Genomic DNA, 14,981 nt, shown 5'->3' on the forward strand with positions numbered 1-14,981 from the left:
CTAAAGTATTGAAAGGAGTTTTGATGCAAGTAAAAGCAGCAGTGGCATTTGAAGTTGGAAAGCCATTAGCAATCGAAATGGTTGAATTAGAAGGACCCAAACAAGGTGAAGTTCTTATTGAAATTAAGGCAACAGGTGTGTGTCATACCGATGCATTTACTTTGTCCGGTGCTGATCCAGAAGGTCTTTTTCCGACAATTTTAGGGCATGAAGGGGCTGGTGTTATTGTTGATGTTGGTCCTGGTGTGACTTCTCTAAAACCTGGGGATCATGTGATTCCTCTATACACTCCTGAATGTCGCCAATGTGAGTATTGTCTTTCTCAGAAAACGAATCTTTGTCAAGCTATTCGATCAACACAAGGTCAGGGACTTATGCCTGATGGTACAAGCCGTTTCAGTTTTAATGGAAAAAAATTATTTCATTATATGGGGACTTCAACCTTTGCAAATTACACCGTTTTACCTGAAATTGCAGTGGCGAAAATCCGCCAAGATGCCCCTTTTGAAAAAGTGTGTTACATCGGCTGCGGTGTCACTACAGGCATAGGCGCTGTACTCTATACTGCTAAAGTTACTCCAGGTGCGCGAGTGGTTGTATTTGGTTTAGGAGGAATTGGACTTAATGTAATTCAAGGTGCGCGTATGGTTGGAGCAGAACAAATCGTTGGCATTGATATTAACTCTAACCGTCAGGCTTTAGCTCAAAAAATGGGGATGACTGATTTTGTTAATGCTCAGGAATTTGGTGATGATTTAGTGGCTCATTTGGTTGAACTGACTAAAGGAGGAGCTGATTATAGTTTTGAATGTGTTGGTGATGTAAAACTGATGCGCCAAGCTCTTGAATGCTGCCATAAAGGATGGGGGATCTGCACGATTATCGGGGTTGCTGGAGCAGGACAAGAAATTTCAACTCGACCTTTTCAGTTAGTTACAGGCAGAGTATGGAAAGGCTCTGCATTTGGGGGCGCACGAGGTCGTACTGATGTTCCTAAAATTGTTGATTGGTATATGGATGGAAGAATTAATATCGATGATTTAGTTACTTATGTTTTACCTATAGAACAAATTAATAAGGCTTTTGATTTAATGCATCAAGGTGAATCTATTCGTACAGTTCTTACTTTTTAATCATTTTCTTGAGTTGAAAAAAAATGACTATTGATCTTATTGAAGAGCACTGTTGCTTTGGGGGTATTCAACGTGTTTATGCACATCAATCTTCTGTAACTCGTTGTATGATGCGTTTCGGTCTTTTTTTGCCACCGCAAGTACACAGCCAATGTGTTCCTGTGTTGTATTGGCTTTCTGGATTGACTTGTACGGAACAAAATTTTATTACTAAAGCAGGTGCACAACGCATGGCTGCTCAATTAGGTCTTGCATTGGTTACACCGGATACAAGTCCTCGGGGAGTTCATTTGCCTGGAGATCAGAAAAGTTATGATTTTGGCATTGGTGCGGGGTTTTATGTGGATGCAACACAAAAACCATGGTCACAATACTATCAAATGTCTTCTTATGTGGGTGATGAATTGCCTAATTTACTGCAGCAACATTTTCCTCTTGATGAACAAGCTTGTGGTATTTTTGGGCATTCAATGGGAGGTCATGGAGCTCTTACTTTAGCTTTAAAAAATCCCGAACAATATCGTTCAGTTTCTGCTTTTGCCCCTATCTGTGCACCTAGCCAGTGTTCATGGGGACAAAAAGCGTTTACAGGTTATTTGGGGAAAGATCAGGATAAGTGGAAGGATTATGATGCTTGTAGTCTCATTTTAGAAAGGGGATGGCCGCATAAGAAGATATTAATTGATCAGGGGACTCAGGATTCGTATTTGCAAGAACAATTAAAACCCGAATTATTCCAGGATGCCTGCTTGAATGCTGCTGTTGATCTTAATTTACGGATGCAAGAAGGTTATGATCATAGTTACTATTTTATTGCGAGCTTTATTGAAGAACATTTAATTTTTCATGCTTCAATGTTAAAAGGTAATTAAAAACTCAGGCATCGCGATTTTTACAAAAACAGTCGACTAAATGATCGTCCACCATTCCCACTGCTTGCATATAAGCATATATAATCGTAGAGCCTACAAAACTCATCCCTCTTTTTTGCAAGTCTTTGGATAATGCGTCTGACTCGGGCGTAGTTGCGGGAATTTCTTGAAGACTATGAGGGTAATTTATTTTAGGACTTCCATTCACGAATTGCCAAACATAATTATCAAATGAGGTAAATTCGCGTACAATGTTGATGAATGCTAGGGCATTTTTTCGCGCTGAAAAAACTTTAAGTCGGTTGCGGATAATGCCAGGATCAGTGAGTAAATTCTGTAGTTCTTCATCCGTCATCTGTGCCACAGCATGAGGATCAAATTGCTTAAATGCTTTGCGATATGCTTCGCGGCGTTTGAGTATCGTTTCCCAGCTTAAACCTGCTTGAGCCCCTTCGAGGATAAGCATTTCGAAATGTTTTTGATCCTCATGAACAGGGATACCCCATTCTGTATCGTGGTAGTGTTCGTAATAAGGTTTGTTTATTCCAACCCAAGTACAGCGTTTCATAATGGACATTAATTCTTAGACGAAATTGATACTATAGTACCGTTTTTTAGTGACAATAACTATTCTTATAGGGGTTATTGGGGTGATAATCATTTGTTTCGTCTTGAATTTGTTCAAGAATGGCTTAAAATTCACATACGAAAACAATCTACTTATTTTAGAGAACTTCATGTCCGATTTTTATCAGGATTTTAATACAAGACGAACCTTTGCAATTATTTCTCACCCTGATGCAGGTAAGACCACTGTAACAGAGAAGTTACTTTTATTTGGTGGCGCAATTCAATTGGCTGGAACTGTTAAAGGGCGTAAGGCGGATCGACATGCAACCTCAGATTGGATGGAAATGGAAAAAGAACGAGGTATTTCTATTACTACGTCTGTAATGCAGTTTGTACATAACCGGCACGTCATGAATTTACTTGATACTCCTGGCCATGAGGATTTTTCTGAAGATACTTACCGGACTTTAACTGCTGTAGATTCAGCGCTTATGGTAATTGATGTGGCCAAAGGGGTAGAGGAACGAACAGTGAAGTTGATGGAAGTATGTCGTTTGCGTGATACACCAATTATGACCTTTATTAATAAACTGGATCGTGAAGGTCGTGATCCCATTGATTTGCTTGATGAAGTAGAGTCGGTTTTGGGGATTCAATGTGCTCCAGTCACTTGGCCTGTAGGTATGGGAAAACGTTTTAAAGGAATTTATCATCGTTATGAAGATATAGTTTATCTTTATCAACCTGGAAAAAATGCACAAAAACAAGATGCAATGCAAATTAAAGGATTAGACAATCCTCAATTGGATGAGATGTTAGGAGAGAGTGCCCAAGAATTACGTGAGGAAATTGAACTTGTGAAGGGGGCTTCACATGAATTTAATTTGCAGGATTATTTGGCAGGAAAAATGACTCCTGTTTATTTTGGCTCAGCAATTAATAATTTTGGCATCAAAGAATTACTGGATGATTATGTGCGCTATGCTCCAGGTCCACAACCGAGAAATACTCAAGAGCGGGTTGTATCTCCAGATGAAGAGGCTTTTTCGGGGTTTGTATTTAAAATACAAGCCAATATGGATCCAAAGCACAGAGACCGTATTGCTTTTTTACGTATATGCTCTGGAGCTTATAAAAAAGGGATGAAATTGAGTCACTTGCGTATTGGTAAAGAAGTGCAAATTTCCAATGCATTGACCTTTATGGCAGGTGATCGATCACACACAGAAGTTGCTTTGCCAGGAGATATTATCGGATTACACAATCATGGAACTATTCGAATAGGTGATACCTTTACTCAAGGAGAGCAATTAAAATTTACTGGCATTCCTAATTTTGCCCCAGAACTTTTTCGTTTGGTTCGTTTAAAGGATCCTTTAAAGAGTAAGGCTTTATTAAAAGGTTTAATTGAGCTATCTGAGGAAGGAGCAACTCAGGTATTTAGACCATTAAACAGCAATCAATTAATCTTAGGTGCTGTAGGGATATTGCAATTCGATGTTGTTGCACATCGATTGAAGCATGAATATAAAGTAGATTGCATTTATGAGTCCGTAAATGTGACTTGCGCTCGTTGGGTTTACTCAGAGGATGATAAGGCGATGAGCGAATTTCGCACTAAAGCTTATGATTATTTAGCATTAGATGGAAGTGATGCATTAATGTATCTTGCCCCAACTCGTGTTAATTTAGCTATGGCTCAAGAACGATATCCTAAAATTAAGTTTCATGCTACACGAGAACATTAATCACATAGCGATAATCTTCATTTTTGATGATAATAAAGTGGATTCTTTATCGCTCATAGGCATAAGCAAGGTTTGTTGCGACATAAAAGGAACGGAATGTCTTTTATGTCGGCTTTAATCCTTTTTTAGGAATTTTAGGAAGTAGTACAACTCGCTTTTACAGTATGTAGACCAAAATTAGTAATTCTCACCTTTGCCCCAGAATCAGCACTGAGTTTCAGAGTCTGGTTGTGTTGTACACTATAGTGCAAAGAATCTCCTGTAGTTAAAGGGATGTCGTTAATTTTTCCTTTTTTAGCTAATGCTTCTACGAAAAGATCATTACTTTCATCTTCCGTAGTAATTTTACAATTAGCTTCTATTGGCCAGAACATATAATTAATGAATTCTTGAGGGACATTGCTGGGTAATTCATATTCAATAGCGATCCCTTGTTGGAGTGGATGACTATCCATAGCATATGCATTAGTAGTTAAAGAAGTCACAACACAGAATAACCCGAATCCTAGCTTTCGTAACATTAGTTCACTCCATAATGAAAATTAATGGGCTAAGATACCTTTATTTTGTTTCTATGGCAAATTAATATTCATTAATTATTTAGATGTTTAGCTGCCTTTATTTAATGGGAGTTCGATATAAAAAATAATGTAATTTTTTATACCGATCTGTTTGTTTTGGAGACATGGAAATGTCTTTATGTCGAACTCATGTTATTTATAATGATTCTAATGCTTTAGCAATAGATTCCGTCATTGCTTTAGCATCGCCAAAGAGCATGTACGTATTGTCGTGATGGAACAGAGCATTTTCCACACCGGCATAACCAGGCGCCATACTCCGTTTCACGAACAAAACTGTTTTTGCTTTTTCAACTTCTAAAACGGGCATTCCATAAATAGGTGAACTTGGATCAGTTTTTGCTGCAGGATTAGTTATGTCATTTGCTCCAATAATATAAGCTACATCACAACTAGCGAAATCACGATTAATTTCACTTTGTTCAAAAACTCTATCATAAGGAATGTTGGCTTCTGCGAGCAGTACATTCATATGTCCAGGCATACGTCCAGCCACAGGATGAATTGCAAAGCGAACCTTAATGTTTCGATGTTCTAACGCATCCACTAATTCTTTGACTGCATGTTGCGCATGTGCCACTGCCATACCATATCCAGGGACAATAATCACATCTTTTGCATTATTTAAGAGGAATGCTGCATCTTCACCATTTCCTTGTCGTACTGAGCGTGATTCGGTTGATGTATTGGCTTGTAATTGTGTTCCCGACGTTTGGATGCCGCCAAAAATTACGTTGAAAATAGAGCGGTTCATGCCCACACACATGATATAACTTAGAATTGCTCCACTCGCTCCAACTAGGGCCCCAGTAATCACCAGTAAATGGTTACTCAGGGTAAAACCAATACCAGCGGCAGCCCAACCAGAATACGAGTTAAGCATGGAAATCACTACCGGCATATCAGCACCACCAATTGGGATAATAAGTAGCACACCAATTAAAAAGGCTAAGGCAGCCATAATACAAAAAAGAGTGAGTGTTTGGTTTATTAAAAATAATACAAATAAAATAAGAATTCCCAACGCAGTCAAGAGGTTGATGATATTATGGCCAGTAAGTTTGATAGGAACTCCTGACATAATTCCTTGTAATTTAAGAAAAGCAATTACAGAGCCAGAAAAGGTGATAGCACCAATAATTAAACCTAAGCTCATTTCCACAAGGCTTGCCTTGGCGATGGCACCGGGAACTCCTATATGGAACGAGTGAGGAGATAAGAAAGCACAGAATGCGACAAGTACTGCTGCCATTCCTACCAAAGAATGAAAGGCAGCAACTAATTGTGGAATAGCGGTCATATTGATTTTAAGAGCGATATAGGTTCCGATTATTCCACCTGCAATCATTAAACTAATGAGTAGAGGTTGATGATATGTTGAGGGCATCATTAACGTTGAGCCTACTGCGAGAATCATACCAGCAATTCCCAATAGATTTCCTCTTCGTGCAGAAGCTGGGCTGGCAAGGCCTTTGAGTGCCAGTATAAAACAGATAGCTGCTAATAGATAAAATAAAGGAACCAAGGTAGTCATGAGAAATCATCCCTAATATTTAAATTAAAACCCACAAGTAAACAATAATTCTATTTTTTATACATGCGAAGCATACGTTGAGTGACCACAAAACCACCAAAAATGTTAATTGAGGTAATGAATATTGCTAGACCACCTATCCAGGTTATTTTTCCAATGAATTGACTTCCTGCAGCAATGAGGGCACCTAAAACAATAATACTGGATATTGCATTGGTTACTGACATTAGAGGCGTATGGAGTGCGGGTGTAACTTTCCAAACTACATAATACCCGACAAAACAAGCTAATACGAAAATAGTAAGTATTGTAATATAAGGATTTCCTAGGGTATTCATCTCATGCATTTTGGGTCTCCTTTATGACCTGGAAGGGTAGATATTGATTTTGATGACAAAGCACCGCTTGTTGAATAATTTCATCGTTGGGATTTAATATGATCTCGGGAGGAGTCGGGGCCAAGAGATGAATAAGGTGAACTAAATTATTCGCATAAAGTTCACTTGCTGTTGCTGGAACAAGCCCTGCTAAGTTGCTTAAACCAATGATGGTTACTTCTCCATGTTGGATGGTTTTATCAATAACGCTTACTTCGCAATTCCCACCGCGGGAGGTTGCGAGATCAACGACAACTGATCCAGGCTTCATTTGTTCTATCGTATGTTTATACAATAAAACAGGGGCCTTACGACCAGGAATTAAGGCGGTTGAAATAACAATATCTGATAATTTGGCGTATTGATCAATAAGTTCTGCCTGTAATTTTTTATATTCTTCGCTTGTTTCAGAAGCGTATCCACCTTTTGTTTCACTATCTTGATCTTGGCTGACTTCAATAAATTCAGCGCCTAAACTTTCAACTTGTTCTTTTGCAGCACGTCGTACATCAAATGCATAAACTACCGCACCTAAACGTTTGGCTGTTGCTATAGCTTGTAAGCCTGCCACACCAGCACCAAGAACAAGTACTTTAGCAGGTTGAATCATTCCTGCAGCTGTCATCATCATTGGAATAGCTCGATGAAATTGAGTACACGCTTCGAGAACAGCTCGATATCCTGCCAAATTGGCTTGGGAAGAGAGGCTATCCATGCTTTGAGCACGGCTGATACGAGGAATAAGATTCATTGAGAATAAGGTAATCTGTTTTTCTTGGCACCAGGAAATTAATTGACTTTGCGGTTCGTTATCAATAGGACCGATGATCATGGCGCCTGGTGATAAACCCTCCAGGTCTTTGGGATTAGGCTCATTAATGCAGAGAAGAATGTTTGCTTTTGTAAGAATATTTTTTTTGTTGTCGCTAATATACGCCCCGACTTGTTCATAATCTTGATTTCTAAAGCCTGCTGCCTGACCAGCATTTTTTTCTATGCTAACTTCAAACCCAGATTTTATGAACTGTTTCGCTGAATTAGGAGTAATCGCTACTCGAGTTTCATTTCCTGCTGTATGTAAGGTTGCAATGATCATGAGTAAATCCTTTTTACCTAGATAATTATTATCGTATTGTAATTTAGAACTATTTTCCAGACTAAGGTATACAACATTTTATGCGTTGCTTTTATGAAGTTCTTCTTGCAAGCTGTCTACTTCAATAGCTAAGGCAATTTGATTGGCGCAAGACTCTAAAAGCTGTATTTTTTCCGGTGTTGCCCAATCATCACTCTTAAACGGTTGAATTCTTAAAACACCCATTGTACCTCGCGCACCGATCAATGGGATGAATATGGCATTAGAAAAAGAAAGCGTATCAGTTCCCAATCCGGCTTTTTGTCCTAATTCAAATACCCATTGAGCAATACTGTATTCTTTATCATCCAATTCTTGATGAGATTTTGAGCGTGCGCGAATGACTAAGCGTGTATCTTTAGGCAATAACGCAATGATTTCACAATGAAAAATTTCGGAAATATAATTGATTCCAGTTCTAAGTAGCCTGACTATTCCACGAGTTCTCGATAATCTTCGGCTTAAAGTATATAAAGTAGAAGTTTGATATTCGGCAAGACGTGCAATCTCTGATTGACGACGAGTAACCAAGATGAGTCGACAAATGATAAATGCGATAACGAACATCATTACTAAATTGAAAATATAATCTGCATCACTTGTTAAGAAACTATAGTAAGGAGGCACAAAGAAAAAATCGTAAGCTAAAAGGCTGAGAAAAACTCCTGAAATTGTAGGTCCGGTACGTCCCAGGGAGGCAATCGCAATCATACCTATTAAATAAACCATGATTAAGTTAGCATCGGGTACTAGGGAGTACAGCAAAAAATTAAACAATGTTGTGACTGAAACAATACTAATTGATAAGAAATAAGGGAACCAGGAGGTCAGCGGTTTCGGAAGTGCTTTTTTTGGTGATTTTTTTACCATTTCGGTTATGGTATACACGTCAATGTCACCGCTATAACGCAAAATTTCGTCAGCTAAACTACGAAAGAAAAAATTTTTCCACCGAGTTTGAATTCGTTTACTTATCATAATCAAAGTAACATTTTGCTCACGAGCAAAATTAAGAATTTCTCTAACGAGATCATATCCCATTAATATATGGGTTTCAGCACCTAATTGTTCTGCAAAAAATAGGTTTTTTATCGCTTGGTTACGTTGTGTTCTCGATAATTGGGTTCGAGGAGAATCTACGTAAACAGCCATCCAGTCTGCTTGAAAACTCGCTGCGATTCTTTTGGCAGAGCGAATTAATTTATGGGATTCTGGACCAGGTCCTACACAAACGAGGATTTTTTCCATGATGTGCCAGATACTTTTTATTCCTTGTCCTTGCCTATATAAAAGCACTTGAGTATTGACTCGCTTTGCTAATGTACGTAATGCGAGTTCACGTAATGCCATTAAGTTGCCTTTACGAAAATAAAATTCTGCGGCTAGTTGTGCTTGTTTGGGGACATAAACCTTGCCCTCTGCCAAACGCTTTAATAAATCTTCTGGAGCCAAATCGACGAGCTCAATAGTATTCGCACGTTCAATCATGAAATCAGGGACCGTTTCTTGGACAGGTGCATGAATAATTTGGGAAACATCATTATTTAAACTTTCTATATGCTGAACATTTAAAGTGGTAGATACATCAATTCCTCGATCCAGAAGCTCTTTAATGTCTTGCCAACGTTTTTTATGACGCACGCCAGTAACATTTGTATGTGCCATTTCATCCATAAGGATTAATCCAGGATTTCTTTTTAGAGCAGCATCCAAATCAAATTCTTGTAGTTTCTTGCCGTGATAATCAATAGTTAATTTAGGTAGGACCACGAAATTTTTAAGTATTTCCTCAATTTCTATGCGGCCATGGGATTCAACAATGCCTACAACAATATCTAATCCTTTAGTTTGTTCTTCCAATGCCTCATGAAGCATGGAATGAGTTTTTCCTACTCCAGGAGCAGCACCGAGATAGATTTTGAGTTTACCACGCTGTTGTTGCTGTTCCTCTTCGAGCACTCGTTGCAATAATGCGTTAGGGTTGGGACGTGAGTCATTCATGAGTGGTCCTTATATGATCTAGGGCCAAATTAAGTTCTAATACATTAATACGCGGTTCTCCCAAAAGATACAGGGTTCTTTTTTTTATTAATTGATTCACCAATATTTGTATTTCTTGCTCCGAAATATTACGTGCTTTAGCAATCCGAGGTATCTGATAAAAAGCTGCTAGTGGACTTATCTCTGGATCAAGGCCGCTTGCAGAGGCCGTTACTAAGTCAACAGGAATCAATGGCATTTTATTTTCATATTGACGAAGAGTCGCCGCTCTTTTTTTTACTGCAGCCAAAAACTCGGGGTTTAACGGCCCCATATTAGAACCTAAAGAGTTTGCTGAGTTATAAGGAAATGGGGTCGTTGCGGAGGGACGTCCCCAAAAGTAATTGGGTGTATCACTATATTGTCCAATTAATGCAGAACCTATGGGTTTATCCTGATATCGAAGTATGCTGCCGTTTGCTTGGTAGGGGAATAATACTTGAGCAATAAGGGTAATGACAACAGGATAAATAAGGCCTGTAAGTAGCGAACATAGGAGTAAAAAGAGTAAAGAAATTTTTATTTGTTTGACGATTTCTGTCATTATTTTTATCCTGTTAAACCTACAAAAGTTAAGAACAGATCTATTATTTTGATGCCGATGAAGGGAACGATTAATCCACCAAAGCCATAAACGATCACGTTCTTACGCAAGAGCTGTGCCGCAGGAAGACGTCTATATTTCACCCCTTGTAACGCTAAAGGAATGAGAAAAACAATAATAAGCGCATTAAAAATAACTGCAGAAAGAATAGCGCTTTGAGGTGTTGCCAGATGCATGATATTTAAGATATTAAGTTCAGGATAGGTACTCGAAAATGCCGCAGGTAAAATAGCAAAATATTTGGCAATATCATTGGCCATACTAAAAGTAGTGAGTGAACCGCGAGTCATCAGTAGTTGTTTACCAATTTCAACTACTTCAATTAATTTAGTTGGATTCGAATCCAAATCTACTAAATTGCCCGCTTCCTTTGCTGCTTGTGTTCCTGAATTCATTGCGACGGCAACATCTGCTTGAGCAAGAGCGGGCGCATCATTAGTTCCATCTCCTGTCATCGCTACCAAATGCCCTTGGGCTTGTAACTCACGAATCAATTTAAGTTTGTCTTCTGGTTTTGCATTAGCAAGAAAATCATCCACTCCTGCTTCACCAGCAATAGAAGCAGCAGTAAGTGGATTATCTCCAGTAACCATAATCGTTTTAATGCCCATGTGTCTTAATTGAGCAAATCGTTCTCGAATACCACCTTTAATAATATCTTTAAGACGAATAATCCCGAGTACTTTCTGGTTTTCTACAACAACCAATGCGGTATTTCCTTGTCGTGAAATAATTTCGACGTTTTTTCTCACATTTTCAGGAACAATGCTGCCTAACTGATTGATGTACTCTTCAATTGCAGCAAACGAACCTTTCCGAATTTGTCTATTTTCAATGTTGGCACCACTCATGCGCGTTTGAGCGGTAAAAGGAACAAAAGTTGCGTTGAGTTGCTCCAGTTCTCTGCCGCGTAACTTATATTTTCTTTTGGCTAAAATAACAATACTCCGGCCTTCAGGGGTTTCATCTGCAAGTGATGCTAATTGTGCCGCATCTGCTAATTCATTAATGGTGACGTTTTCTGCAGGAATAAATTCGGTAGCTTGACGGTTACCTAAAGTAATTGTTCCTGTTTTATCAAGCAATAAAACATCAATATCTCCTGCGGCTTCAACTGCACGTCCAGATAAAGCAATAACATTAGCTTGAATCATTCTATCCATGCCTGAAATACCAATTGCGGAAAGCAATCCTCCAATTGTAGTTGGTGCTAAACAGACAAAAAGAGCAACTAGCACTGTTATTGAAATTACTTGGCCTGATTTGGTTACAAATACACTAAAAATGGAGAAAGAGAGTAGGGTGCTACAAACCACTAAGAATATAATGGTTAACGCAGCGAGTAAGATAGTTAAGGCAAGTTCATTAGGTGTTTTTTGACGTTTTGAACCTTCTACCAAGGCAATCATTTGATCTAAGAATGTTTCTCCCGGATTAGAAGTAATGCGAATGATCAACCAATCGGAGATAACTTGAGTCCCTCCGGTTACTGCACTACGATCTCCTCCACTTTCACGAATAACTGGCGCACTTTCGCCAGTTATAGCACTTTCATTAACAGAGGCAATGCCCTCAATAACCTCTCCATCGCTAGGAATGAAATCACCTGCTTCGACTAAAACCAGATCATTAGTACGTAATTGTGCTGAAGTAACTAGGGTAAATTTTGCGTTTTTAGATGCTTTTGTTAATTTTTTTGCTTGAATATCATGTCGTGCTCGACGCAATTCTTGTGCTTGAGCTTTGCCTCGACTTTCTGCTATAGCCTCAGCAAAATTAGCGAATAGGAGGGTAAACCAGAGGCATAATGTGATCGCCAGAATAAAAAGAGAAGGGGCCTCTCCTTTTCCTAAAAGTGATTGTATAAAAAGTACTGTCGTTATAATTGAGCCTACATATACGGTAAACATCACCGGATTTTTAATTTGTGTGCGTGGCCTGAGTTTGAGAAATGCATCAACTAGGGCAACTTTAATGATATTCAAATCCCATATTGAATGTAATTTAGTAGCCATATTTTCCCCAAAGGATCAATTGTTCCACAATAGGGCCTAATGCAAGGGTTGGTAAAAAAGATAGGGCACCAATGACAATGGTGATACAAACTAACAAAACAATAAAAAGGGGTGTATGAGTTGCCAGGGTACCGGGGCTACTGGGAATATGCTTTTTCTTAACGAGTGAACCAGCAATTGCAAGAGTGGGAATGGCAATCCAATATCGGCTAATTAACATAAGTAAGCCGCCCAGAATATTATAAAATGGAGTATTAGCCTTTAAACCCGCAAAGGAACTGCCATTATTATTTCCCATAGAAGTAAATGCATAAAGAATTTCTGTGAAGCCATGTGAACCCGGATTAGCTATTGAGCTAATACCTGAAGAGGTTACTGAAGCATAAGCAGTTGAGATAAGAACGATTAACGGCATAATCAAAACAGCAATGGAGGCCATTTTCATTTCATAAGGTTCAATCTTTTTGCCAAGATATTCGGGAGATCTGCCTACCATAAGACCAGAAACAAATACGGTGATAATGATCATCATAAGCATTCCATATAGTCCTGAACCTACACCACCAAAACAGACCTCACCTAAATGCATCATCCAAAGAGGAACAACTCCTCCTAATGGGGTAAACGAATCATGCATGGAGTTGACTGCACCATTGGATGCTGCAGTAGTTGCTGTAGCCCAAATTGTTGAGTTAACAATGCCAAAGCGTGTTTCTTTGCCTTCCATATTGCCAGCCGGGTAAAGATTAGATATTGGCTGCATATCAATTCCCATGGGTTGAAATGCAGGATTGCCATTTTGTTCCATTACAGTTCCAAGTATTAAAGGCGGAATAAATAGGATTAACATGGTGATTAATACTGCCCATCCTTGCCTCTTATCTCGAACCATCACACCAAAAGTGAAACAAAAAGCTGCTGGAATAAGTAAAAGTGCTGTCATTTCAAGAAAATTAGTCAGTGGCGTAGGATTTTCGAAGGGATGAGCAGAATTGACATTAAAAAAACCACCGCCATTAGTACCTAATTGTTTAATGGCAATTTGTGAGGCAGCAGGTCCCATGGGAATAATTTGTTCAGTTATTTTTGCAGAAGTTACTTTAGGATTACCTAGACTATCTAATAGGGGTTGACCTCTTAGGTCTGTAAGCGGTTGTTGATAAGTAAATGGATGTAGAAGGCTAATCTTTTGATAGGGTTTAAAATTTTGTATGACACCTTGTGAGCATAAGATAAGAGCGAAAATGAATGACAATGGAAGTAAGATGTAGAGTATACCGCGTAGGGTATCCACCCAAAAATTACCTAAACCGTGACTTTCATGTTTTGCTAGACTTCGTATTAATGCGATTAATAAAGACATTCCTGTTGCTGCAGAAATAAAATTTTGTACTGTAAGCGCAAGCATCTGTGTTAAATAGCTCATGGTTGTTTCACCACTGTAGGCTTGCCAATTAGTATTAGTAGCAAAACTGATGGCAGTATTAAACGCAAGATCAGCTGAGGGGGCTGAGAAATCCTGCGGGTTTAGAGGAAGATAGAATTGTATTCTTTGTAAAAGAAAAACTGCTAATACGCCTACTAAATTAACAAAAAGCATCGTTGATAGGTACGTTTTCCATCCCATTTCTTTTTTAGGATCAATCCCACATAGTTTATAAATAAGTGACTCAAAAGGTTTTAATAAGGAATCTAATAAACAAGATCGGCCTTGGTATACTCGTGCCATATACCAACCAAGAGGTTTGACAAGAAGGAGTAAGAAGATCAAATAGAATGCGATTTGAAGAAAACCAAATTTTGTCATGGAAATCCTTTTCCCTTTTTATTATTAAAACAATTCAGGTTTAAATAATACGAATAATAAATAAATTAACAAGCCGAAGGCGATGAGTCCACAGATTAAATAGAGGCTCATGAATCACTCCTTGATAAGTAATCAAAAAAACTAATGATCAAAAAGCACATGCTAAAAAAGAAAACAATAAGAAAAATTAATAAAATATCCATTTTAAGTGTTTCATCTCATTGAAATACATCTCTTAATTATAACGTGAGTTCGACCTAAAAAATAAAGTAATTTTTTATATCGAACTGTTTCTATTTGGAACTGGATAATGTTCGTTTAGCGACATAAACGGCATTTTTATGCTTTTTATGTCCAACTCACGTTAATTATAAGTGAGGAAATTAGAAAATAAAAAAGGCATCCTATAAAAAAATGCCTTTTTGTCGAATTCAGAATAGACAGTAAGATTGTTAGCAGTCCTAGTTACTATGATGGACTCCTCTGGAGTGTTTTAGGCTTCTTAGTTTATACTAGGCATGCACACCGCACTCTCAATCTGGCTCCCAAGTAATGATGTTGGCTG

At 38.4% G+C, this 14,981-nt stretch carries 13 protein-coding genes; 3 read left to right on the forward strand and 10 right to left on the reverse strand.

Translation table 11 applies throughout. The features are described 5' to 3' along the window. Nucleotides 1–23 precede the first annotated feature (23 nt). Together Lgra_RS11655 and fghA are read left to right on the forward strand one after the other, a co-directional pair. Nucleotides 24–1,133 (forward strand): S-(hydroxymethyl)glutathione dehydrogenase/class III alcohol dehydrogenase, encoded by a 1,110-nt coding sequence (locus tag Lgra_RS11655; RefSeq protein WP_058499446.1) that lies wholly within the window; start codon nucleotides 24–26, stop codon nucleotides 1,131–1,133. Nucleotides 1,134–1,156: 23 nt separating this feature from the next. Further along, a complete protein-coding gene (gene fghA, locus Lgra_RS11660; protein WP_058499447.1) occupies nucleotides 1,157–2,005 on the forward strand; it encodes an S-formylglutathione hydrolase in 849 nt (282 codons plus the stop codon). Between the two features lie 4 nt (nucleotides 2,006–2,009). Here fghA and Lgra_RS11665 read toward each other — a convergent pair whose 3' ends face one another. Beyond that, nucleotides 2,010–2,573 carry a DNA-3-methyladenine glycosylase I gene (locus Lgra_RS11665; RefSeq protein ID WP_058499627.1) on the reverse strand — a complete coding sequence of 188 codons (564 nt, stop codon included), beginning with the start codon at nucleotides 2,571–2,573 and terminating at the stop codon, nucleotides 2,010–2,012. 169 nt (nucleotides 2,574–2,742) lie between these two features. Between Lgra_RS11665 and Lgra_RS11670 the strand changes: the two genes are divergently transcribed. Continuing rightward, nucleotides 2,743–4,323, forward strand: coding sequence for a peptide chain release factor 3 (locus Lgra_RS11670; RefSeq protein WP_058499448.1), 1,581 nt, complete (start codon nucleotides 2,743–2,745; stop codon nucleotides 4,321–4,323). A 134-nt stretch (nucleotides 4,324–4,457) separates the two neighbouring features. Here the strand turns inward: Lgra_RS11670 and Lgra_RS11675 are convergent, their stop codons facing one another. The 9 genes from Lgra_RS11675 to kdpF all read right to left on the reverse strand — a co-directional run bounded on the left by Lgra_RS11675 (nucleotide 4,458) and on the right by kdpF (nucleotide 14,527). Continuing rightward, nucleotides 4,458–4,844 (reverse strand): hypothetical protein, encoded by a 387-nt coding sequence (locus Lgra_RS11675; RefSeq protein ID WP_058499449.1) that lies wholly within the window; start codon nucleotides 4,842–4,844, stop codon nucleotides 4,458–4,460. 196 nt (nucleotides 4,845–5,040) lie between these two features. Then, entirely contained in the window at nucleotides 5,041–6,438 is a 1,398-nt protein-coding gene (locus Lgra_RS11680) for an NAD(P)(+) transhydrogenase (Re/Si-specific) subunit beta (protein WP_058499450.1), read from the reverse strand. A 50-nt stretch (nucleotides 6,439–6,488) separates the two neighbouring features. After that, nucleotides 6,489–6,785 carry a proton-translocating transhydrogenase family protein gene (locus Lgra_RS11685; protein WP_058499451.1) on the reverse strand — a complete coding sequence of 99 codons (297 nt, stop codon included), beginning with the start codon at nucleotides 6,783–6,785 and terminating at the stop codon, nucleotides 6,489–6,491. Next, the gene (locus Lgra_RS11690; protein WP_058499452.1) at nucleotides 6,778–7,911 is read right to left on the reverse strand and encodes a Re/Si-specific NAD(P)(+) transhydrogenase subunit alpha; all 1,134 of its coding nucleotides are present in this window, start codon (nucleotides 7,909–7,911) and stop codon (nucleotides 6,778–6,780) included. The genes Lgra_RS11685 and Lgra_RS11690 overlap by 8 nt, the downstream gene beginning before the upstream one ends. Before the next feature lie 78 nt (nucleotides 7,912–7,989). After that, a complete protein-coding gene (locus tag Lgra_RS11695; RefSeq protein ID WP_058499453.1) occupies nucleotides 7,990–9,951 on the reverse strand; it encodes a DUF4118 domain-containing protein in 1,962 nt (653 codons plus the stop codon). After that, on the reverse strand, nucleotides 9,944–10,534 hold the full coding sequence (gene kdpC, locus Lgra_RS11700; protein WP_058499454.1) for a potassium-transporting ATPase subunit KdpC: 591 nt from the start codon (nucleotides 10,532–10,534) through the stop codon (nucleotides 9,944–9,946). Before kdpC ends, Lgra_RS11695 begins: the two co-directional genes overlap by 8 nt. 5 nt (nucleotides 10,535–10,539) lie before the next feature. After that, nucleotides 10,540–12,609 (reverse strand): potassium-transporting ATPase subunit KdpB, encoded by a 2,070-nt coding sequence (kdpB, locus tag Lgra_RS11705; RefSeq protein WP_058499455.1) that lies wholly within the window; start codon nucleotides 12,607–12,609, stop codon nucleotides 10,540–10,542. After that, nucleotides 12,599–14,416, reverse strand: a complete 1,818-nt coding sequence (kdpA, locus tag Lgra_RS11710) for a potassium-transporting ATPase subunit KdpA (RefSeq protein ID WP_058499456.1) — start codon at nucleotides 14,414–14,416, stop codon at nucleotides 12,599–12,601. The genes kdpB and kdpA overlap by 11 nt, the downstream gene beginning before the upstream one ends. Before the next feature lie 24 nt (nucleotides 14,417–14,440). Beyond that, nucleotides 14,441–14,527, reverse strand: coding sequence for a K(+)-transporting ATPase subunit F (gene kdpF, locus Lgra_RS18630; protein ID WP_083502905.1), 87 nt, complete (start codon nucleotides 14,525–14,527; stop codon nucleotides 14,441–14,443). Nucleotides 14,528–14,981 lie beyond the last annotated feature (454 nt).

Source organism: Legionella gratiana, from assembly GCF_001467695.1.
Taxonomy (GTDB): domain Bacteria; phylum Pseudomonadota; class Gammaproteobacteria; order Legionellales; family Legionellaceae; genus Legionella; species Legionella gratiana.